Origin of the sequence: Streptomyces sp. NPDC101225 (genome assembly GCF_044767585.1) — a bacterium.
In the GTDB taxonomy this organism is placed as follows: domain Bacteria; phylum Actinomycetota; class Actinomycetes; order Streptomycetales; family Streptomycetaceae; genus Streptomyces.
On record NZ_JBIWOE010000030.1, the window covers coordinates 40,837 to 61,277 of the forward strand.

Genomic DNA, 20,441 nt, shown 5'->3' on the forward strand with positions numbered 1-20,441 from the left:
AGGTTCAGACATGATGGCCTTCCTGGCTGAGGCGGGGGCTGAGAATCCTCTCATTCCCGAAACAGCGGAATTGATCGTCGGCCTGATCTGCTTCTTCATCGTCTTCGGCGTCCTCGGCAAGAAGCTCCTGCCCAACATCCAGAAGACCCTGGAGGAGCGGCACGACGCGATCGAGGGCGGCCTGGAGCGCGCGGCGGAGGCGCAGGCCGAAGCCACGCAGATCCTCGAGCAGTACCGGGCTCAGCTCGCCGAAGCCAGGCACGAGGCCGCACGCCTGCGCCAGGAGGCGACCGAGCAGGGCGCCACGATCATCCAGGAGATGAGGGCGGAAGGTCAGCGGCAGCGCGAGGAGATCATCGCCGCCGGCCACGCCCAGATCGAGGCGGACCGCAAGGCCGTGGTCACCGCGCTCCGCCAGGACGTGGGCAAGCTCGCCACCGAGCTGGCCGGCAAGCTGGTCGGTGAGTCCCTCGAGGACCACGCCCGCCAGAGCCGTACGGTCGACCGCTTCCTCGACGGGCTCGAGGAGAGCGCGGCGAAGGCCGAGGCCACGCCATGAACGGAGCGAGCCGCGAAGCGCACGCAGCCGCGCGGGAGCGTCTCGAGGCGCTGACCGACTCCTCGTCGGTCGACGCCGGGCAGCTCGCCGAGCAGCTGGCGGCCGTCACCGAGTTCCTCGACCGCGAGGTCACCCTGCGTCGGGTCCTCACCGACCCGGTGCAGTCCGGTGAGGCCAGGGCCGAGCTCGCGGGCCGCCTGCTGACCGGACACGTCGACGGCTCCGCCCTCGACCTGGTCACCGGCATGGTCCGGTCGCGCTGGTCGCGTTCGCGCGACCTCGTCGACTCGGTGGAGGAGCTTGCGGCCACCGCCGACCTGACGGCGGCTCAGCAGGCGAACACGCTCGACGACGTCGAGGACGAGGTGTTCCGGTTCGGCCGGATCGTCCAGTCCAGTGCCGCGCTGCGCGCCGCACTGACCGACCGGGCGGCCTCGACCGAGGCGAAGAGCGAGCTGCTGCACAGCCTGCTCGGCGGCCGGGCCAACCCGGTCACGGAGCGGCTGGTCGTGCGCCTTGTGACACGGCCGCGGGGACGTAGCCTGGAGGCAGGCCTCGAGGCCCTGTCCCGGCTCGCCGCGGCACGCAGGGACAGGGCGGTGGCCGTCGTGACCTCGGCGGTGCCGCTCACGGACGGACAGAAGCAGCGTCTCGGCGCTGCGCTGGCGAAGCTGTACGGACGCCAGATGCATCTGAACCTGGACGTGGACCCCACGGTCCTCGGCGGGATCTCCGTACGGGTCGGTGAAGAAGTCATCGACGGCACGATCGCGGAGCGCCTCGCGGAGGCGTCCCGGCGGGTTGCCGGCTGACGGCCACCCGGCCAAGAAGAAGAACAGCGGCCCGGTTGGGTCGTGCAGAAATTGCAGAAGATTGCTGGGGGCCCGCGGCACAGCCGCTGAGGGAAACAGCCCCAGACCCCCAAAGACTTCGGGCCCAACAAGGAGAGCAGGGAACCCAGATGGCGGAGCTCACGATCCGGCCGGAGGAGATCCGGGACGCGCTGGAGAACTTCGTCCAGTCGTACAAGCCGGACGCGGCCTCGCGCGAGGAGGTCGGTACGGTCACCCTTGCCGGCGACGGCATCGCGAAGGTCGAGGGCCTGCCCTCGGCCATGGCCAACGAACTGCTGAAGTTCGAGGACGGCACCCTCGGTCTTGCGCTGAACCTGGAAGAGCGCGAGATCGGTGCGGTCGTGCTCGGCGAGTTCAGCGGCATCGAGGAGGGCCAGCCGGTGCAGCGCACCGGTGAGGTGCTCTCGGTCGCCGTGGGCGAGGGCTACCTCGGCCGCGTCGTCGACCCGCTCGGCAACCCGATCGACGGTCTCGGCGAGATCGAGACCAGCGGTCGTCGCGCCCTCGAGCTGCAGGCCCCCACGGTCATGCAGCGCAAGTCGGTGCACGAGCCGATGGAGACGGGTTACAAGGCCGTCGACGCGATGACCCCGATCGGCCGCGGCCAGCGCCAGCTGGTCATCGGTGACCGTCAGACCGGCAAGACCGCCCTGGCCGTCGACACGATCATCAACCAGCGCGACAACTGGCGTACCGGCGACCCGTCGAAGCAGGTCCGCTGCATCTACGTCGCCATCGGCCAGAAGGGCTCCACGATCGCCTCCGTGCGTGGCTCCCTCGAAGAGGCCGGCGCCCTGGAGTACACGACCATCGTCGCCGCCCCGGCGTCCGACCCGGCCGGCTTCAAGTACCTCGCGCCGTACACCGGTTCGGCCATCGGCCAGCAGTGGATGTACGAGGGCAAGCACGTCCTCATCATCTTCGACGACCTGTCGAAGCAGGCCGACGCCTACCGCGCCGTGTCCCTGCTGCTGCGCCGCCCGCCGGGCCGTGAGGCCTACCCCGGTGACGTCTTCTACCTGCACTCCCGCCTGCTGGAGCGCTGCGCGAAGCTCTCCGACGAGATGGGCGCGGGCTCGATGACCGGTCTGCCGATCGTCGAGACCAAGGCCAACGACGTGTCGGCGTTCATCCCGACCAACGTCATCTCCATCACCGACGGCCAGTGCTTCCTGGAGTCCGACCTGTTCAACGCCGGCCAGCGCCCGGCCCTGAACGTCGGTATCTCGGTCTCCCGTGTCGGTGGTTCCGCCCAGCACAAGGCGATCCGCCAGGTCTCCGGCCGGCTCCGCGTCGACCTCGCCCAGTTCCGTGAGCTGGAGGCGTTCGCCGCCTTCGGTTCCGACCTGGACGCCGCCTCGAAGGCCCAGCTGGAGCGCGGCCAGCGCATGGTCGAGCTGCTCAAGCAGCCGCAGTACCAGCCGATGGCCACGGAGGACCAGGTCATCTCCATCTGGGCCGGCACCACCGGCAAGATGGACGACGTCCCGGTGGCCGACATCCGCCGCTTCGAGAAGGAGCTGCTGGAGTACCTGCACCGCAAGGAGCAGGGCCTCATGACCTCCATCAAGGAGGGCGGCAAGATGTCGGACGACACCCTGCAGGCCATGGCCGACGCGGTCGCGGAGTTCAAGAAGCAGTTCGAGACCGCCGACGGCAAGCTGCTCGGCGAGGACGCTCCGGCCGCTGCCGCCAAGTGACGTAAGGAAGGGACCTGACTCATGGGAGCCCAGCTCCGGGTCTACAAGCGTCGCATCCGATCCGTCACCGCGACCAAGAAGATCACCAAGGCGATGGAGATGATCGCCGCCTCGCGCGTCGTCAAGGCGCAGCGCAAGGTGGCGGCCTCCACCCCTTACGCGACCGAGCTCACCCGCGCGGTCACGGCCGTCGGTACCGGTTCGAACACCAAGCACCCGCTGACCACCGAGGTGGAGTCGGCGACCCGTGCCGCGGTGCTGCTCCTCACGAGCGACCGTGGTCTGGCCGGCGCCTTCAACTCGAACGCCATCAAGGCGGCGGAGCGGCTGACCGCGCGCCTGGAGGCGGAGGGCAAGGAGGTCGACACGTACATCGTCGGCCGCCGCGGCATCGCCCACTACAACTTCCGCGAGCGCACCATCTCGCACTCGTGGACCGGTTTCACGGACGAGCCCTCGTACGCGGACGCGAAGCAGATCGCGGGGCCGCTCATCGACGCCATAGAGAAGGACACGGCGGACGGCGGGGTGGACGAACTCCACATCGTCTACACCGAGTTCGTCTCGATGATGACGCAGACGGCGGTCGACGGACGCCTGCTGCCGCTCCGCCTCGAGGACGTGGCCACCGAGTCGTCGGCGGCCACCGGCACGGACGCGCCCGCCAAGGGCCAGGTCCGTCCGCTCTACGAGTTCGAACCGTCGGCGGAGGACGTCCTCGACGCCCTGCTGCCGCGCTACGTCGAGAGCCGTATCTACAACGCGCTGCTCCAGTCGGCTGCCTCCAAGCACGCCGCCACCCGCCGCGCGATGAAGTCGGCCACCGACAACGCGGGCGAGCTGATCAACACGCTCTCCCGCCTTGCCAACGCGGCCCGACAGGCCGAAATCACCCAGGAGATCAGCGAGATCGTCGGTGGCGCGAGCGCCCTGGCCGACGCGACCGCGGGGAGTGACAAGTAATGACGACCACTGTTGAGACGGCCGTTGCCACGGGCCGCGTCGCCCGGGTGATCGGCCCGGTCGTCGACGTGGAGTTCCCCGTCGACGCGATGCCGGAGATCTACAACGCGCTGCACGTCGAGGTGGCCGACCCGGCCAAGGCCGGCGAGAAGAAGACGCTGACCCTGGAGGTCGCCCAGCACCTGGGCGACGGCCTGGTCCGCACCATCTCCATGCAGCCCACCGACGGTCTGGTCCGCCAGGCCACGGTGACCGACACGGGTACGGGCATCAGCGTCCCCGTCGGCGACTTCACCAAGGGCAAGGTGTTCAACACCCTCGGTGAGGTGCTGAACGTCGACGAGTCCTACGACGGCGAGCGCTGGTCCATCCACCGCAAGGCCCCGGCGTTCGACCAGCTCGAGTCCAAGACCGAGATGTTCGAGACCGGCCTGAAGGTCGTCGACCTGCTGACCCCGTACGTCAAGGGCGGCAAGATCGGTCTGTTCGGTGGTGCCGGTGTCGGCAAGACCGTGCTGATCCAGGAAATGATCATGCGTGTCGCCAACCTCCACGAGGGCGTCTCCGTCTTCGCGGGCGTCGGTGAGCGCACCCGTGAGGGCAACGACCTCATCGCGGAGATGGAAGAGTCCGGCGTTCTGGACAAGACCGCGCTGGTCTTCGGCCAGATGGACGAGCCCCCGGGCACCCGTCTGCGCGTCGCGCTGGCCGGCCTGACCATGGCCGAGTACTTCCGTGACGTCCAGAAGCAGGACGTGCTGTTCTTCATCGACAACATCTTCCGCTTCACGCAGGCCGGCTCCGAGGTCTCCACGCTGCTCGGCCGTATGCCCTCCGCGGTGGGTTACCAGCCGAACCTGGCCGACGAGATGGGTCAGCTGCAGGAGCGCATCACCTCGACGCGTGGTCACTCGATCACCTCGATGCAGGCGATCTACGTCCCCGCGGACGACCTGACCGACCCGGCCCCGGCCACCACCTTCGCCCACCTCGACGCGACGACGGTTCTCTCCCGTCCGATCTCCGAGAAGGGCATCTACCCGGCCGTGGACCCGCTGGACTCCACGTCCCGCATCCTGGACCCGCGGTACATCGCGCAGGACCACTACGACGCCGCCATGCGCGTCAAGACGATCCTGCAGAAGTACAAGGACCTCCAGGACATCATCGCGATCCTCGGTATCGACGAGCTCGGCGAGGAGGACAAGCTCGTCGTCCACCGTGCCCGTCGTGTGGAGCGCTTCCTGTCCCAGAACACCCACGCCGCCAAGCAGTTCACCGGCGTCGACGGGTCGGACGTTCCGCTGGACGAGTCGATCGCCGCGTTCAACGCGATCTGCGACGGCGACTACGACCACTTCCCCGAGCAGGCGTTCTTCATGTGCGGTGGCCTGGAGGACCTCAAGGCCAACGCCAAGGAGCTGGGCGTCTCCTGACCCCGGTGCTCGTGGCGTGAGGGGGCGGGCGCGTCCCGCCCCCTCTGCCACGCCTACTAGACTTGTAACCAACACCCGGCGAGAGGGCCGGGTGGTGACCCGAGGAGCCACCCTTGGCTGCTGAGCTGCACGTCGAGCTGGTCGCTGCCGACCGCCAGGTCTGGTCCGGTGAGGCCCGCCTGGTCGTCGCTCGCACCGCGTCCGGCGACATCGGCGTCATGCCCGGTCACCAGCCGCTGCTCAGCGTGCTGGAGTCGGGCCCGGTGACCATCCGTACGAGTGATGGTGGAACGGTTGTCGCCGCGGTGCACGGCGGTTTCATCTCGTTCGCGGACAACAAGCTGTCGCTGCTGGCGGAGATCGCCGAGCTCGCGGACGAGATCGACGTCCAGCGGGCGGAGCGGGCGCGGGATCGCGCCAAGTCGGATGCCGACGCCTCCGCCGAGCGCCGCGCGGACGTACGACTGCGTGCGGCGACGACGAGCTGAACCCGCGCGGAGCGTGATGACGTCACTCAGCCGCGGTCGGAACCGGAGCAATCCGGAGCCGACCGCGGCTGAGGCAGATCTGGATGTTTTTTCCGTTCCGTTACCTGTTTTCGGTACCTAGGAGACGAGGAGGTCGGTGTCGATGGTCCTCGCTCTGACTGTGTGCGGAATCGTCGTGGCCCTGGTGGTGCTGGGACTGTTCGTCTTCGGCCTGCGCCGCAGACTCATCCAGCGCTCCGGCGGCACCTTCGACTGTTCGCTGCGCTGGGGTGTCCCGGAGAAGGCCGACACCAGCGGCAAGGGCTGGAGCTACGGCGTCGCCCGCTACAACGGCGACCGGATCGAGTGGTACCGCGTCTTCTCCTACGCCTACCGGCCGCGGCGCACCCTGGAGCGCGCCGCGATCGAGGTCGCCGGCCGCCGTCTGCCCGAGGGCGAGGAGGAGCTGGCGCTGCTCTCGGACGCCGTCATCCTGACCTGCCTGCACCGGGGCACGCGTCTCGAACTCGCCATGAGTGAGGACGCGCTGACCGGTTTCCTCGCCTGGCTGGAGGCCGCCCCGCCCGGTCAGCGCGTCAACGTCGCCTGACATTCCGGATTCGGGGTATCGCCCTGGCCGGCCACGACGGGGCCGGGATCGGGGCTCAGACTCACCGTGACGTGCAGCGGCAGCGCGGCGAGGACGGCCGCCACCGCGGTGACCGCGGTTCCCGTGAACACGCCTGTTGCCATCGCCCTGTTGGGCCTCTTGGTCCTCCGCCTCATTTGCTTCCCCCGTGACATCTCATCCCCCTGATCGAGCGGTTCCACTTGCCGGCTGAGATGTCCATCTTTCCCGGTCGCGGGGCGCCCTCCACCTGCCGTTCGGACCCGCCGCGAGGGGCCGAATGTCCCTCCACAGCGCACGCGGGGGGCGTACGGGGCGCGAAAAGACGTCCGCCGCGGACGGCCCGTGGGCCGCCCGCGGCGGACGTGTGACGCGGCGGGGAATCAGCTCATTCCGCTGCTGATGGCGCTCACCAGCTCGCCGTTGCTGGTGTCACCGCTGAACTCCCAGAAGAACGCGCCGCCGAGGCCCTGGGACTTGGCCCAGCTCATCTTTCCGGCGATGGTCGACGGGGTGTCGTAGGACCACCAGTTGCTGCCGCAGTGCGCGTACGCCGTCCCCCCGACCGTGCCGGTCGCCGGGCAGGACGTCTTGAGGACCTTGTAGTCCTCGATGCCTTGCTCGTACGTGCCGGCCGCCGGGCCGGTGGCCGTGCCGCCCGGGGCGTCCTGGGTGACGCCGGTCCAGCCGCGGCCGTAGAAGCCGATGCCGATGAGCAGCTTCTTGGCCGGGACGCCGATCGCCTTGAACTTGGCCATCGCGTCGGCCGTGGTGAAGCCGGCCTTCGGGATGCCGGAGTACGAGGTGAGCGGGGAGTGCGGGGCGGTGGGGCCCTGCGCGTCCCAGGCGCCGAAGAAGTCGTACGTCATCACGTTGTACCAGTCGACGTACTGGGCGGCGCCCGCGTAGTCCGCGGCCTCGATCTTGCCGCCGGCCGAGGCGTCGGCGGTGGTGGCCGCCGTGACCAGGTTGTTCGAGCCGAACTTGGCGCGCAGCGCCTGCATCAGGTTCTTGTACGCCGCCGCACCGCTGCTGTCACAGCTCAGACCGCAGGCGTTCGGGTACTCCCAGTCGATGTCGATGCCGTCGAAGACGTCGGCCCAGCGCGGGTCCTCGACCAGGTTGTAGCAGGACTGCGCGAAGGCCGCCGGGTTGGCCGCGGCCTGGGCGAATCCGCCGGACCAGGTCCAGCCGCCGAAGGACCACAGGACCTTGATGTTCGGGTACTTGGCCTTCAGCTCGCGCAGCTGGTTGAAGTTGCCGCGCAGCGGCTGGTCCCAGGTGTCCGCGACGCCGCTCACCGACTGGTCGGCGGTGAACGCCTTGTCGTAGTCGGCGTAGGAGTCGCCGATGGCGCACTGGCCGTTGGTGACGTTGCCGAAGGCGTAGTTGATGTGCGTGATCTTCGCGGCCGAGCCGGACGTCACCAGGTTCTTGACGTTGTAGTTGCGGCCGTAGATGCCCCACTCGGTGAAGTAGCCGAGCTTGACCTTGCCGCCGGTGGTCGGCGGCGGGTCGGTGGTGCCGCCGGTGGTGTGCACCGCGACCGCGCCGCTCACGGGACCGGTCTGGTCGGCCGTGTCACGGGCCTGGACGGTGTAGGAGTAGTCGGTGCCGGCGGTGAGGCCCGTGTCCGTGTACGAGGTCGTGGTGACCGTCGAGACCTTCGTGCCGTCGCGCAGGACGTCGTAGTTCTTGACACCCTTGTCGTCGGTGGCCGCGCTCCAGGAGAGCTTCACCGAGGTGTCGGTGACGGAGGAGGCGGTGGGGGTGCCCGGCGCGGAGGGTGCCGCGTCGCCGGGGACCGTGGTGCCGTCACAACTGTCGCCGTTCAGCTTGCAGTTGGACGGGGAGCCGGAGCCCGCGCCGTTGAAGCCGAAGGATACGGAGGCGCCGGGGGCGAGGGTGCCGTTGTAGGACTTGTTCTTGGCGGTCCAGTGGGTGCCGGAACTCGTGACGTCCGCGTCCCACGCGGAGGTGACGGAGGTGCCGGAGGGGAAGTCCCACTCGACGGTCCACGAACTGATGCTGCTGGCCCCGGTGTTCTTGATGGTCCACTGACCGCCGAAACCGGTTCCCCAGTCCTGGGTCTTGGTATAGGTGGCGGTGGCGTTCGTCGCGGCCTGGGCGGGGCTCGCGAGGCCGACCAGGCCGGCCAGGGGGAGCAACAGGGTCGCGAACCCTGCCGCGGCTCTGTGTCTGAAGCGCATGCGGCGCCTCCCTCGTCTAAGGGGATGAGGGCGCGACTGAGCCTTCGCACCCACGGTGCCGCGAGAATAGAAAGGTCTGGACCACCGGTCAATAGGTCTGTACCACTGGGTGACCGGATCGTTCAGATCCCCAACTCCTGCGCGAGCACCGCCGCTTGCACCCGGCCGCGCAGCTCCGGCTTGCCCAGACGGCGGCTGACGTGCGCCTTCACCGTCGCCTCGGCCATGTTCAGCGGCGAGGCCGAAGGTGGTCGGCACGAGAACGTCCGCGAGACGCTCCGCGACGACCTGACGTATCCGATCCCGCCGACGAGGCCCCCGGCCGACGCCGCCGGACGAGCCGGGGAGGAGGGCCGTACCCTGACCGGGCGATGAGGGGAGGGCGCATGGGAGAGACCGGCAGTCCCGGAGCGGTACTGGTCGTGGACGACGACCCGGCCATCAGGCGTTCCCTGGAGCGCGGGCTGCGGCTCAGCGGCTTCCGGGTGCGCACGGCGGACGGCGGCCGCGAGGCGCTCGCGGTGATCGGGCAGACGCCGCCCGACGTCCTCGTCCTCGACGTGTCGATGCCGGACATGAGCGGCATCGAGGTGTGCGAACGGCTCCGCGGCGACGGCCAGGACCTTCCCGTGCTGATGCTCTCCGCACTCGACGAGACCGCCGACCGCATCGCCGGGCTCCAGGCGGGCGGCGACGACTACCTGGTCAAGCCGTTCGCCCTGCAGGAACTGGTGCTGCGGCTGCAGGCGCTGCTGCGCCGCCGCCCGCTCGCCGGGGAGGTGCTGCGGGTCGCGGGCCTGGTCGTCGACCCCGCGGCCCGCACCGCGCAGCGGGACGGCCGGCCGCTGGAGCTGACCCGGCGCGAGTTCGAACTCCTGGAGGTCCTCGCCCGCAACGCCGGGCTGGTCCTCACCCGGGACCAGCTCCTGGAACGGGTGTGGGGCTACGACTTCGAGGTGCGCACCGACGCCGTCGACACCTTCGTCAGCTATCTGCGGCGCAAGCTGGAGGCCGGCGGCCGGCCCCGGCTCGTGCACACCGTGCGCGGCGTCGGCTTCGTGCTGCGGGACGAGACGTGAGGCTGTCCACCCGCATCGGGATCGCCGTCGGCGTCACCGTGCCGCTGCTGGTGCTGGCCTCCGGCTGGCTGCTGCTCCGGCTCGTCGACCACGACCTGCACAGCGCCGAGGACGACCATCTGCGCGCCCGCGCCGCCGCCGTGGCCCCGGACGCCCGCGCCCTGCTGCGGGCCAGTGCGAACGGCCGGCCCAAGGCGGCCGACACCCGCGAGCGGCAGCTCTACACCGCCGCCCTCGACGTCGGCGTCCGCGTCGTCGGCCCGGGCGGCACCTTCAGCGGCGGCCCGCAGCCGGACGCCTCGGTGCCGCTCCCGGCGCGCAGGAACACCCCGGTCACGGTCCGGGACGGCGGCACCAGCTGGCGCGCGCTGTCCCTGCCGGTCAGGACGGGACGCGGTCCGGGCACCCTGTGGGTCTTCTCGCCCGACGCCGCCGACCAGGCCCAACTCCGCCTCGTACGACGGCGGGTGGTGTGGACGACGCTGCTCGCCGTGCCGCTGTCCGGCCTGCTCGCCTGGGGCATCGCCACCGGAGCGACCGGCCCCCTGCGCCGTCTGGGCCGACGTACCGCCGGACTCGACCCGCGCACCAGCAGCGCCCGGCTGCACCACGAGCCGACCGGGGTGACCGAGGTCGACGAGCTGGCGGCGACCCTGCAGAAGGCCCTCGCCCGCTACGACGAGCAGGCCGCCCGCACCGCCGAGGCCCTGGACACCGCCCGTTCCTTCGCCGCGGCCGCCTCGCACGAACTGCGCACCCCGCTGATGAGCATGGGCACCAACCTCGACATCCTCGCCGGCCATCCCGACCTGCCGGAACCGGACCGCTCCGAGGTGCTGGCCGATCTGCGCGGCGAGCACGCCCGGCTGCTGAGCCTGCTGGTGATGCTGCGCGACCTGGGCCGGGGCGACCTGGTGGAGGCCGAGGCCTTCCGGACCGTCGACGTCGCCGAGACCGCGGACGCCTCGGTGGCCGAGGCCCGCCGGCGCGCGCCCGACGCCCGGATCACCCTGGACGCGGCGCCGGGGCTCACCGTGCACGGCTGGGAGCCCGGGCTGCGGCTGCTTCTGGACAACCTGGTGGCCAACGCCCTGGCGCACGGACGGGACGGGACCGGCCGTGCGCGTGTGGCGGTGGGGGTGCGACGCGCGGGCGAACAGGTCGTCGTGACGGTCGACGACCGCGGCCCCGGGGTGCCGCCCGAGGCCCGCGCCCGCGTCTTCGAGCGCTTCGAGCGCGGGCCCGGCAGCTCCGGCACCGGCCTCGGCCTGACGCTCGTGGCCCAGCAGGCGGCGCTGCACCGGGGCACCGTCACGGTCGCCGGCGGCCCCGGGGGGACCGGCTCCCGCTTCGAGGTACGGCTGCCGTCCACGGGCGGCACGCTGCCGGCCCACCGCGACTGGCTGATCACCACGGCCGGGACAAACCGGTCACAGAGTTTCCCCAAAGAGCCTTCCTAGCCTGCACGGCGTACGGACGGACGAAGGGGGCCGTCCGCGTCTACGGAGGCTGAGATGGACGTACGACGACACAGGCGCACGCTCCTGGTGGGGGTGGCCACGGCGGCGGTCCTGGCCACCGGCACCGGTGTGGCGATGGCCGAGAACATGACTTCCACGACCGCTGCGACGTCCACGGCGTCGCCGGCGCCGGGGCCGACCGGTGACGGCGCGCGGCAGCTGTGCCGGCGGGTGCCGAAGATCGACCACCGCCTCGACCGGGCCCTGAAGCGGCTCAACGCCGGTGTGGGCAGGCGCGGTTCGGTGGCGCGGCTGCAGCAGCGCGTGGACAACGCCAAGAGCGCGGGCCACGACGAGATCGCCACGTTCCTGCAGGACCGGCTGACCTTCCGCACGTCCCTGGTCACCACGCTCAAGCAGCGCGAGACGGACCTGGCCGACGTGAAGACGTGGTGCGCGGACAACGGCAACGGCGCGGGGGGCAAGTGATGCGTGCCCGGGCGGCGGCGGCCGCGGCCCTGCTGGCCGTGGGGCTCCTCGCGGGCTGCGCCCGGGAGCACGCACCGGCGGCCACCGCGCCCTCCTCGTCCGCGAGCCCCTCCGGCTACCCGGAGATGGAGCAGAAGGTGGCCGCGGCCGAGTCCGCGCTCGCACAGGCGGACAAGGACGCGGCCCAGGACGACTCGGACGGCACGGACGGCACGGGCCGCTGAGAAGAGCGGGTGAGGGCGGGGAGCGCACGGACCGGCGCTCCCCGCCCTCACCGTGCTCAGCGTTCGCCGCCGGGCACCCACAGAACGTCGCCCACGTCCTTGTTGGCGACCCGCGCCAGGATGAACAGCAGGTCCGAGAGGCGGTTCAGGTACGTCGCGGTCAGCGGGTTCATCGTCTCGCCGTGCGCTTCCAGCGCCGCCCACGTCGAGCGCTCGGCCCGCCGAACGACCGTGCAGGCCTGGTGCAGCAGGGCGGCGCCCGCGGTCCCGCCGGGCAGGATGAAGGAGCGCAGCTTCTCCAGGCGCTCGTTGAACCGGTCGCAGTCCGCCTCCAGCTTGTCGACGTAGAACTGCTCGACCCGCAGGGGCGGGAACTGCGGGTTCTCCACGACCGGCGTCGACAGGTCGGCGCCCACGTCGAACAGGTCGTTCTGGACGCGGGTGAGGACCGTGACGACCTCCTCGTCCAGGCCGCCGAGCGCGAGCGCGGTGCCGATGACCGCGTTGGCCTCGTTGGCGTCGGCGTACGCCGAGATCCTGAGGTCGGTCTTGGCGACCCGGCTCATGTCACCGAGGTTGGTGGTGCCCTGGTCGCCGGTCCGGGTGTAGATACGCGTCAGATTGACCATGTGACCAGCGTAGTTACGCCGCGGCCGTCCGGAACACACGTGTGCCCACCGTCACGGCGGGCGCCGCGGGGCCGACGGCCGGCACGGTCGGGGCGCCGACCGGCGGGCGGGCTGCTCGGCGTGGGGCGTCAGGGCGCTCAACTAGGCCGTCCGAGGCATGGAATGACCCGTGCCGGTGTGATGTCCGTCAGATGAGACGTGACGCGCATTACTTACCGGTCACACAGCACCGACGGAGCGCTAAGGTCCGCCGAAGAGGCATACGTAAACAGCGTGTAAGGCGTTTCAAAGGGGAGTCGCAGACGTGGCACGGAAGCTTGCCGTCATCGGAGCCGGCCTCATGGGTTCCGGCATCGCCCAGGTCTCCGCCCAGGCGGGCTGGGACGTCGTCCTGCGCGACGTCACCGACGAGGCACTGGACCGTGCCGTCGGCGGCATCCGGGCCTCGTACGCGAAGTTCGTCGGCAAGGGCAAGCTGGAGGCGCACGACGCCGACGCGTCCCTCGCCCGCATCACCACGACCACCGACCTGGACGCGGTCGCCGACGCCGATGTCGTCGTCGAGGCCGTCTTCGAGAAGCTCGAGGTCAAGCACGAGATCTTCCGCACGCTCGACAAGATCGTGCGCGAGGACGCCGTGCTCGCCTCCAACACCTCCGCGATCCCGATCACCAAGATCGCGGCGGCCACGGAGCACCCCGAGCGGGTCGTGGGCGTGCACTTCTTCTCCCCGGTGCCGATGATGCAGCTCGTCGAGCTCGTCCGCGGCTACAAGACCAGTGACGAAACCCTCGCCACCGCGCGGGAGTTCGCCGAGTCCGTCGGCAAGACCTGCATCGTCGTCAACCGCGACGTCGCCGGCTTCGTGACGACCCGTCTCATCTCGGCGCTCGTCGTCGAGGCGGCCAAGCTGTACGAGTCGGGCGTCGCCAGCGCCGAGGACATCGACCTCGCCTGCAAGCTGGGCTTCGGCCATGCGATGGGCCCGCTGGCCACGGCGGACCTGACCGGCGTCGACATCCTGCTGCACGCCACCAGCAACATCTACACCGAGTCGCAGGACGAGAAGTTCGCGCCGCCGGAGCTCATGCGCCGGATGGTTGACGCCGGTGACATCGGACGCAAGAGCGGGCAGGGCTTCTACACGTACTGAAACGCCCGTACGTACAGCCACTGAGACCGCACAGACCCCTGGAACATCACCCGCCGGGGTGAATTCGGTATCGGTTCGCTTACAGACGGCAACCTCGTTGCCGCTGAAGCAGTCAGACGTTGCACAGCCACCGTCACGGAGTACGCCACCGCACTCACGGGGAGCGACATATGTACATCAGGGGCGACCACGCCGAGCTGGTCGTCGGGGGCCGCCTCGACGTCCGCAGCGCGGCGGACGCCCGTACGGTCCTGCACACGGCCGTCGACGACGGAGTCGGCGACCTGGTGCTCGACCTGTCCGAACTGACCTCCTGGGACGCCACCGGACTCGGGGTGATCATGGGTGTCCACCGGCGGGCCGGCCGCTGCGGGCGGCGCCTGGTGCTGCGCGAGGTGCCGCCGCAGATGCAGCGCCTGCTCGTGGCCACCCGGCTGCACCGGATCCTGGCGATCGAGGGCGGCATCGGGGTCGAGTCACTGCCCCGCGTGTGACCCTTCGTCCTGGTGTGGTCCGGGTTGCGGGGGAGCCCCGGCCGCACGTCGGCGCCGCCCAGGCCAGGTGCGATCCTCACGAGACTGTGACGTCTCGCACGGAGCGGTACCCCGGGCTGTCGTAGATACTGAGCGAAGGTTTAGGGTTCGGTCGCCCGCTGCCCTATGTCCCTGCGAGCGGGCCCGGACCAGAAGCGACAGCGCGGTGTGCAGCAAGGCCGGGAGGGGCTCGAGGCACACACGACGCTTTTGGGGGGCTTGAAACCTATGGACCCGAACAACCGGGGACCCGAGGAGTACGGCCATGACGACGGAGGTACCTCCCACGCGAGCGCATTCGAGCGTGAGGGAGGCGGTCCGCCGCGCCAGCGCCCGTCCAGGGACCCGCTGACACCCGACTTCGGACAGCACACGCCCGCGCTCGCGCGCACGGTGCAGCTCGTCACGGGCGACTACCTGCTCACCGTCAATCCGGTCGACGGCAGCGAGATAGAGACCTGCCCGCCGGGCGAGCGCCCGGGCCGGCCCGAGAAGCTCACCGCGGCCGGGCGCGCCGAGGTGGAACGCGCGGCCAGGCCGCCCGTCCCGCCCGGTCCGGCCCTGCCGTCGCTGCCGCTCCTGGAGCGCCAGGAGGAGCGCGAGCGGCTCGTGCGGCTCCTCGCCCGCGGGCGCTCGGTCCGGCTCACCGGACCGGCTGGCTCCGGCCGCACCAGCCTCCTCGGCCTGGTCGCCGAGGACTGCGGGGACCTCGCCCCCGACGGCGTGGTCCGGCTCAGCGGCTTCCGCCGCACCCCGGACGACCTGCTGTACGACCTGTTCTACGCCGTCCACGACGCGCCCCTGCACCGTCCGGACCGGGACGAACTGCTGGAGTACGTGCGGCAGATCGGCGCGGTCGTCGTCCTGGACGACATCGAGTTCGGCGGCGCCGGACTGGACGAGCTGCTGGACGCGACGCCCGAGTGCGCCTTCGTCGTCGGCGCCACCCCCGACGTCCCCGCCCCCTCCGCCGAGTCCGCCGTCGAGGAGGTCTTCCTCGGCGGTCTGGAGCGTGCGGGCGGCGTGGACATCATCGAGCGCACCGTCGGCCGGGCCCTCACCGAGGAGGAGGCCAACTGGGCGGGCGACCTCTGGTTCGAGTCCGAGGGGCTGCCGCTGCGCTTCGTGCAGGCCGGCGCCCTGCTGCGGCGCCGCGACCAGCTGCGGGCCGGCGCGAACGCCGTGGACGAGTTCGGGGTCTTCGAGGACGCGCTGCCCGTCGACGCCCCCCTGGAGACCGAGGCGGTCGACGAGGTACCGCTGCCCTCGCTGGGCGAGGCCGCCGCGCCCGCGCCGCTGCTGGCCTCGCGGCTCAGCTCCTCGGCGCGCGCCACCCTGCGGTTCGCCGTCGCGCTCGGCGGCGAGGTGCCGCACCAGGCCCATCTGCCCGCGCTCGTCGGCGACACCCACGCGGACGCCGCCCTCGGTGAGCTCGCCGGCTGCGCACTGGTCTCGCCCGTCGGCTCCCGCTACCGCCTCGCGGCCGGCGTGCTCCAGCAGCTCGAAGCCGCCGGATACGCCGACGACATCGATGCCCGTGCGCTGACCGCCGCCCAGCACTACGCCTGGTGGGCCGGTCACCCCTCGGTCACCCCGGAGCGCGTGTGCGCCGAGGCGGACGCGGTGCTCGCCGCCCTCGCCGTCCTGGTGCCGGGCACGACGCCGCCGGCCGAGGGCGAGGAGAGCGTCACGGTGCAGCTGGCCCGCACGGCGGCGCCCGCGTTCGCCGCGGGCCTGCACTGGAGCGCCTGGGAGCGCGCCCTGCGGTCCGGCGCCGAGGCCGCCCGGCTGGCCGGTGAGGTGTCCGAACAGGCCTACTTCCACCACGAGTTGGGCATCCTCGCGCTCTGCGGCGGGCAGTTCGACCGCTCCCGCACGGAGCTGGAGACCTCCATCGGCCTGCGCTCCGCGCTCTCCGAGAAGCACGGCACCGTCTCCGGCCGCCGCGCCCTCGCCCTGGTCGCCGACCGCACCGGCACGGCGCCGGGGCTCGGCTCGACGGCGGGCGAGGAGGTGCCGGACGCGCGCCACGAGGAGTCGCAGTCGCCGCCCGGGGGAGTGCCGGCCGCGCTGCCGGGTCTCCCGCCGCCCCCGTCCGCCGAGGACCCGACGCTGGTCGTCCACCGGGCCACGTCCGGTGCGGCGGCCAAGGCCCACCGGGCCGGCATCCGGGGCCTGGCCCGGCGCAACCTGGTCGCGGCCGGTGCGGGCGCGCTGCTCGTGGCGGTGCTCGGCACGGTCGTGACGCTCGGGGCGACCTCCAACAACGACGCCAACACCCCCTCGGACAACGTCGGCGTCAACCCGTCCGCCAGCCAGGGACTCGACGACGGCAGCCTCGGCGCCGACACGCCGAAGAGCGACACCGGCAAGGGCGACACCGGGTCGGCGACGAGCCGTCCGACCGACCCGGGCCCCGACGGCACGTACGGCACGTCCGACGACCCGACCCCGCCGTCCGGCACGCGGCGGCCGACCGACTCCCCGAGCGGCACCAAGGGCTCGGGCGGCGGTTCGACCGGCTCGCCCTCGCACTCGTCGACGCCGAAGCCGTCCAAGAGCTCGACGAAGCCGCCGACCTCGACGTCGTCGCCTTCGGCGCCCGCGTCCCCGTCGCCGTCCGATGAGCCCACGTCCCCGTCGCCGTCCGACAGCCAGTCGTCGCCGAGTACGACCACGTCGGCCAGCGGCCCGGCCTCCAGCGCCCCCGCCTCGTCGAGTGCGCCGGCCACGACGGCCACCAGCAGCGCGGCCGGTACACCGACGAGCAGCGCCACCGGCGCGGTGATCTGACACCCGAGCAGACGACAGGGCCGGGTCCGTGGAACGGACCCGGCCCTCGTCGTCGTGGCTCCGTGGCGTCAGAACAGCCGCAGCTTGTCGTCCTCGATGCCGCGCAGGGCGTCGTAGTCCAGCACGGCGCAGCCGATCCCGCGGTCCGTGGCGAGGACGCGCGCCTGCGGCTTGATCTCCTGGGCCGCGAAGACACCGCGGACCGGGGCGAGATGGGGATCGCGGTTCAGCAGGTCGAGGTAGCGGGTGAGCTGCTCGACGCCGTCGATCTCACCGCGCCGCTTGATCTCGACCGCCACGGTCTGCCCGTCGGCGTCCCGGCACAGGATGTCGACCGGGCCGATGGCCGTCATGTACTCGCGGCGGATGAGCGTGTAGCCCTCGCCGAGGGTCTCGATGCGGTCGGCGAGCAGCTCCTGGAGGTGTGCTTCCACGCCGTCCTTGATCAGGCCGGGATCCACGCCGAGTTCGTGCGAGGAGTCGTGGAGGATCTCCTCCATCGTGATGATCAGCTTCTCGCCCGCCTTGTTGACGACGGTCCAGACGCCCTCCTCCGCGTCCGCGCCCTCCTTCAACGTGCAGGGCGGGGACATCCAGTTCAGGGGCTTGTAGGCGCGGTCGTCCGCGTGGATCGAGACGCTGCCGTCCGCCTTGACCAGGATCAGGCGGGGTGCCGAGGGGAGATGGGCGGTGAGCCGGCCCGCGTAGTCGACGGAGCATCGGGCAATGACGAGACGCATGGTCGGCAACGCTACTCGACGCACGCACCCCGGCGCGATTCGCCCTCCGCGGACCGTCCGCCGCCCGCCGGGCCGTCCGGGCGGGCCGCCCCTGTTGTCCGGGAACACCCGAGACAACCCTTGTTCATTCGTGGCTGATTGTGGGCCCAATGAGGGCGCCGCATGTACGCATTTTCCTGGTGCGGCCCCCGTCGGCTGCTTACCGTAGTAAACGGGAGGTCGCGAGACGGGTACTGAGCGTGTTCGGTATCGCGGACTCCCACATCTGTCCGGCAACCCCTGTCGACCACGGGGGTGCGAGAGGAGAACCCATGTCGCTCGACGTCTCACCGGCCCTACTCGAAAAGGCCGAGCGAGGCGAGGTCGACGAAGCGGAATTCGTCGACTGCGTCCGGACCTCCCTGCCCTACGCATGGGAGATGATCAGCTCCCTGGTGGCCCAGCTGAAGGTCGACGGCGGCTCGTTCGCCGACAACCAGACGCCCCCGCCGGACGAGCAGGCACGCGGTCAGCTGCTGCGTGCGCTCGCGAGTGACGCGATACGCGGCGCGCTGCAACGGCACTTCGGTGTGCGGCTGGCCTTCCAGAACTGCCACCGGGTGGCGGTGTTCCCGCTGGACGCCTCGGTCGACGAGACGCTGGCGCGCTTCACCTCGGTCCGCAGTCAGCTGCTCAACCAGTCACCGGAGTTCAGGGACTGCTGAGCGCATGCCGCTGCTTGCCGCTCCGTACGCGGGAGGTGCTTAAGTACTGGAGCGGCAAGCTCCGCGCCGGGCTTCCGGCACGGCCGTCTTGTCAGCCGAGGTGGGGGAGCACCTCGGCGCCCAGCCGCCGTACGTTCTCCTCGGTGGCCGCCAGATCTCCCGAGCCCTCCACCAGCAGGGCGAAACGGGAGATGCCGGTCCGCTCGCTGGTCGCCGCGAGCCGGTCGGCGCACAGCCGCGGGGTGCCCACCGGATGCAGCCCGCAGAGCAGTTCGGTGTACGCCAGCGGGTCGCGCATCTGCCGGATCCGGCCGTCCACCGTGACATGCGCCTCCAGCCCGTGCTTCAGCCATCCCGGCATCGCCTTCGTCAGCGCCTCCACCGCGTCCGTGCGCCGGTCCGCGATCTGGCAGACGCCGGCCGAGACATGGGCGGCGCCGCGGACGACGTGCGGCGGATGCCCGGCGGCGCGGGCGAGCCGCCCCCACAGGGCGACCATCTCGGCCTTCTCCTCGTCCCCCACGTGCATCCCGAGCAGCATCGGCAGCCCGTGCTCGGCGGCCAGCCGCACGCTCGACGGCGAGGTGCACGCGACGACGACCTCGGGACCGGCGGCGTCCGACAGGGACTCCGACGGCCTGGGGACGACAGGGACCTCACGGAAGGCGAAGCGGTCGCCGGACCCCGCGACCGACGGCTCGCGCAGCCAGCGCAGCAGCAGGTCGAGTGATTCCGGGAAGCCCTGCTCGTACGCCTCGAGGCCCGACCCGAAGACCTCCAGGTCGACCCAGGGCCCGCCGCGGCCCACGCCCAGCGAGAACCGTCCGCCGGAGGTGATGTGCAGCAGCGCGGCCTGCTCGCCGACCGACACGGGGTGGGCGGTGGGCAGCACGGTGACCGCCGTGCCCACACGGATCCGCCGGGTCTGGCCCAGGAGCAGTGCGGCCAGCGTGATCGCCGACGGACAGGTGCCGTACGGTACGAAATGGTGCTCGGCCAGCCAGACCGAGTCCAGACCCGCCTCCTCCGCGACCTCCGCCGAGCGGACCGCGCGGTGCAGTGCCTCCCCCTGGCCCTGCCCCGGGAACTGGGCCGCCAACACGAACGTTCCTACGTGCATTGCTTTTTCCTGCTTCCTTGGCCCCGACGCGGAGCTCCCCCACACCCGCATAACCGTCTGACACGTGCCGAGGACACGGCCTGGCGGAGAGATTTCCGGATTTTCTGCAGAATGGATGCGCGGGGCGGGAAGAACCGGAGTCGGCCGGTCCTTTGCGTCTACCCCTGTCCGTGGCCCGTAGGCTGGACACGACCCGCTTCCTGTATAGCCCCGTGAGGTGTCCCGTGTCCCCGCGTCGCAACCGGCCCAAGGGAGCCGGCTCGTCGGGTTCGTCCGGCCGCAGCGCCGAGGACGACCGGTCCGGCCGCTACGGCGGCTGGCAGTCGACCGAGAGCTGGCAGGGCGAGCAGTGGAGCGTGCGGCATGTCGCGGGTGCGAGTGCCGAGGGCAAGACCTACCGCTGCCCGGGCTGCGACCAGATGATCCCCTCCGGCGTCCCGCACGTCGTGGCCTGGCCGGAGCACGCGGGCGTCGACGACCGCCGGCACTGGCACAAGGCCTGCTGGAACGCGAAGGACCGCCGCACCACCAGGGTGCAGCGGTCCCGGAACGCGCCGAAGTTCTGAACTCGCGCTACCGGGAATCATGCGCAGTGCTCCGGCCTTCAGGCCGAGAGTGAAGCGAATCCTGTGGGCGCGACGCCGGGCTCCGCGGTGGCCTTCCGGGGAAGCCGGACCCTGTTTCGTGACGGTGACGCGTC

The 20,441-nt window shown here is 71.1% G+C and carries 20 protein-coding genes and 1 pseudogene; 16 read left to right on the top strand and 5 right to left on the bottom strand.

Annotated elements, in window-relative coordinates; all coding sequences use genetic code 11:
* The first annotated feature begins 10 nt into the window (after positions 1 to 10).
* The 7 genes from ACIRPX_RS32465 (at position 11) to ACIRPX_RS32495 (ending at position 6,589) form a co-directional block, all read left to right on the top strand.
* Positions 11 to 559 (top strand): F0F1 ATP synthase subunit B, encoded by a 549-nt coding sequence (locus tag ACIRPX_RS32465; protein WP_404201936.1) that lies wholly within the window; start codon positions 11 to 13, stop codon positions 557 to 559.
* Positions 556 to 1,371 (top strand): F0F1 ATP synthase subunit delta, encoded by an 816-nt coding sequence (locus ACIRPX_RS32470; RefSeq protein ID WP_404201938.1) that lies wholly within the window; start codon positions 556 to 558, stop codon positions 1,369 to 1,371. The genes ACIRPX_RS32465 and ACIRPX_RS32470 overlap by 4 nt, the downstream gene beginning before the upstream one ends.
* Before the next feature lie 149 nt (positions 1,372 to 1,520).
* On the top strand, positions 1,521 to 3,113 hold the full coding sequence (atpA, locus tag ACIRPX_RS32475) for a F0F1 ATP synthase subunit alpha (protein ID WP_384264140.1): 1,593 nt from the start codon (positions 1,521 to 1,523) through the stop codon (positions 3,111 to 3,113).
* A gap of 21 nt (positions 3,114 to 3,134) precedes the next feature.
* Positions 3,135 to 4,076, top strand: a complete 942-nt coding sequence (locus ACIRPX_RS32480; protein WP_404201940.1) for a F0F1 ATP synthase subunit gamma — start codon at positions 3,135 to 3,137, stop codon at positions 4,074 to 4,076.
* A complete protein-coding gene (gene atpD / locus ACIRPX_RS32485) occupies positions 4,076 to 5,512 on the top strand; it encodes a F0F1 ATP synthase subunit beta (RefSeq protein WP_404201942.1) in 1,437 nt (478 codons plus the stop codon). Before ACIRPX_RS32480 ends, atpD begins: the two co-directional genes overlap by 1 nt.
* Before the next feature lie 113 nt (positions 5,513 to 5,625).
* On the top strand, positions 5,626 to 6,000 hold the full coding sequence (locus ACIRPX_RS32490; protein ID WP_404201944.1) for a F0F1 ATP synthase subunit epsilon: 375 nt from the start codon (positions 5,626 to 5,628) through the stop codon (positions 5,998 to 6,000).
* A 142-nt stretch (positions 6,001 to 6,142) separates the two neighbouring features.
* Positions 6,143 to 6,589: a DUF2550 domain-containing protein gene (locus ACIRPX_RS32495; RefSeq protein ID WP_393870144.1), complete on the top strand. Its 447-nt coding sequence runs from the start codon at positions 6,143 to 6,145 to the stop codon at positions 6,587 to 6,589.
* A gap of 401 nt (positions 6,590 to 6,990) precedes the next feature.
* On the opposite strand, the gene ACIRPX_RS32500 is transcribed toward ACIRPX_RS32495, so the two are convergent.
* Both ACIRPX_RS32500 and ACIRPX_RS32505 read right to left on the bottom strand, forming a co-directional pair.
* Positions 6,991 to 8,817 carry a glycosyl hydrolase family 18 protein gene (locus tag ACIRPX_RS32500; protein ID WP_404201946.1) on the bottom strand — a complete coding sequence of 609 codons (1,827 nt, stop codon included), beginning with the start codon at positions 8,815 to 8,817 and terminating at the stop codon, positions 6,991 to 6,993.
* A gap of 122 nt (positions 8,818 to 8,939) precedes the next feature.
* A pseudogene (locus ACIRPX_RS32505) lies at positions 8,940 to 9,053 on the bottom strand (DNA-binding response regulator); the annotation flags it as partial.
* 150 nt (positions 9,054 to 9,203) lie between these two features.
* On the opposite strand from ACIRPX_RS32505, the gene ACIRPX_RS32510 reads away from it, so the two are divergent.
* From ACIRPX_RS32510 to ACIRPX_RS32525, 4 genes are read left to right on the top strand one after another with little or no spacing between them, the layout of a single operon-like run.
* The gene (locus tag ACIRPX_RS32510) at positions 9,204 to 9,896 is read left to right on the top strand and encodes a response regulator transcription factor (protein ID WP_404201948.1); all 693 of its coding nucleotides are present in this window, start codon (positions 9,204 to 9,206) and stop codon (positions 9,894 to 9,896) included.
* Positions 9,893 to 11,356, top strand: coding sequence for a sensor histidine kinase (locus ACIRPX_RS32515; RefSeq protein ID WP_404201950.1), 1,464 nt, complete (start codon positions 9,893 to 9,895; stop codon positions 11,354 to 11,356). The genes ACIRPX_RS32510 and ACIRPX_RS32515 overlap by 4 nt, the downstream gene beginning before the upstream one ends.
* 54 nt (positions 11,357 to 11,410) lie before the next feature.
* The gene (locus tag ACIRPX_RS32520) at positions 11,411 to 11,845 is read left to right on the top strand and encodes a hypothetical protein (RefSeq protein WP_404201952.1); all 435 of its coding nucleotides are present in this window, start codon (positions 11,411 to 11,413) and stop codon (positions 11,843 to 11,845) included.
* Positions 11,845 to 12,069 carry a hypothetical protein gene (locus ACIRPX_RS32525; RefSeq protein ID WP_404201954.1) on the top strand — a complete coding sequence of 75 codons (225 nt, stop codon included), beginning with the start codon at positions 11,845 to 11,847 and terminating at the stop codon, positions 12,067 to 12,069. Before ACIRPX_RS32520 ends, ACIRPX_RS32525 begins: the two co-directional genes overlap by 1 nt.
* A gap of 56 nt (positions 12,070 to 12,125) precedes the next feature.
* On the opposite strand, the gene ACIRPX_RS32530 is transcribed toward ACIRPX_RS32525, so the two are convergent.
* Positions 12,126 to 12,698 carry a cob(I)yrinic acid a,c-diamide adenosyltransferase gene (locus tag ACIRPX_RS32530; protein WP_404201956.1) on the bottom strand — a complete coding sequence of 191 codons (573 nt, stop codon included), beginning with the start codon at positions 12,696 to 12,698 and terminating at the stop codon, positions 12,126 to 12,128.
* 304 nt (positions 12,699 to 13,002) lie between these two features.
* On the opposite strand from ACIRPX_RS32530, the gene ACIRPX_RS32535 reads away from it, so the two are divergent.
* From ACIRPX_RS32535 to ACIRPX_RS32545, 3 genes are all read left to right on the top strand, one after another.
* A complete protein-coding gene (locus ACIRPX_RS32535; protein WP_404201958.1) occupies positions 13,003 to 13,851 on the top strand; it encodes a 3-hydroxyacyl-CoA dehydrogenase family protein in 849 nt (282 codons plus the stop codon).
* Between the two features lie 170 nt (positions 13,852 to 14,021).
* The gene (locus ACIRPX_RS32540) at positions 14,022 to 14,345 is read left to right on the top strand and encodes an STAS domain-containing protein (protein ID WP_404201960.1); all 324 of its coding nucleotides are present in this window, start codon (positions 14,022 to 14,024) and stop codon (positions 14,343 to 14,345) included.
* A 267-nt stretch (positions 14,346 to 14,612) separates the two neighbouring features.
* Positions 14,613 to 17,177: an ATP-binding protein gene (locus ACIRPX_RS32545; RefSeq protein ID WP_404201962.1), complete on the top strand. Its 2,565-nt coding sequence runs from the start codon at positions 14,613 to 14,615 to the stop codon at positions 17,175 to 17,177.
* Positions 17,178 to 17,245: 68 nt separating this feature from the next.
* Here ACIRPX_RS32545 and nucS read toward each other — a convergent pair whose 3' ends face one another.
* Complete coding sequence (nucS, locus tag ACIRPX_RS32550; protein WP_404201964.1) at positions 17,246 to 17,917, bottom strand: endonuclease NucS; 672 nt, start codon at positions 17,915 to 17,917, stop codon at positions 17,246 to 17,248.
* Positions 17,918 to 18,228: 311 nt separating this feature from the next.
* Here nucS and ACIRPX_RS32555 point away from each other — a divergent pair, with 311 nt between their 5' ends.
* Positions 18,229 to 18,621, top strand: coding sequence for an SCO5389 family protein (locus ACIRPX_RS32555; RefSeq protein WP_097269047.1), 393 nt, complete (start codon positions 18,229 to 18,231; stop codon positions 18,619 to 18,621).
* A gap of 91 nt (positions 18,622 to 18,712) precedes the next feature.
* Here the strand turns inward: ACIRPX_RS32555 and ACIRPX_RS32560 are convergent, their stop codons facing one another.
* Positions 18,713 to 19,741 carry an LLM class flavin-dependent oxidoreductase gene (locus ACIRPX_RS32560; RefSeq protein WP_404201966.1) on the bottom strand — a complete coding sequence of 343 codons (1,029 nt, stop codon included), beginning with the start codon at positions 19,739 to 19,741 and terminating at the stop codon, positions 18,713 to 18,715.
* A 224-nt stretch (positions 19,742 to 19,965) separates the two neighbouring features.
* On the opposite strand from ACIRPX_RS32560, the gene ACIRPX_RS32565 reads away from it, so the two are divergent.
* Positions 19,966 to 20,307 (top strand): ATP/GTP-binding protein, encoded by a 342-nt coding sequence (locus tag ACIRPX_RS32565; protein ID WP_404201968.1) that lies wholly within the window; start codon positions 19,966 to 19,968, stop codon positions 20,305 to 20,307.
* The last annotated feature ends 134 nt before the right edge of the window (positions 20,308 to 20,441 follow it).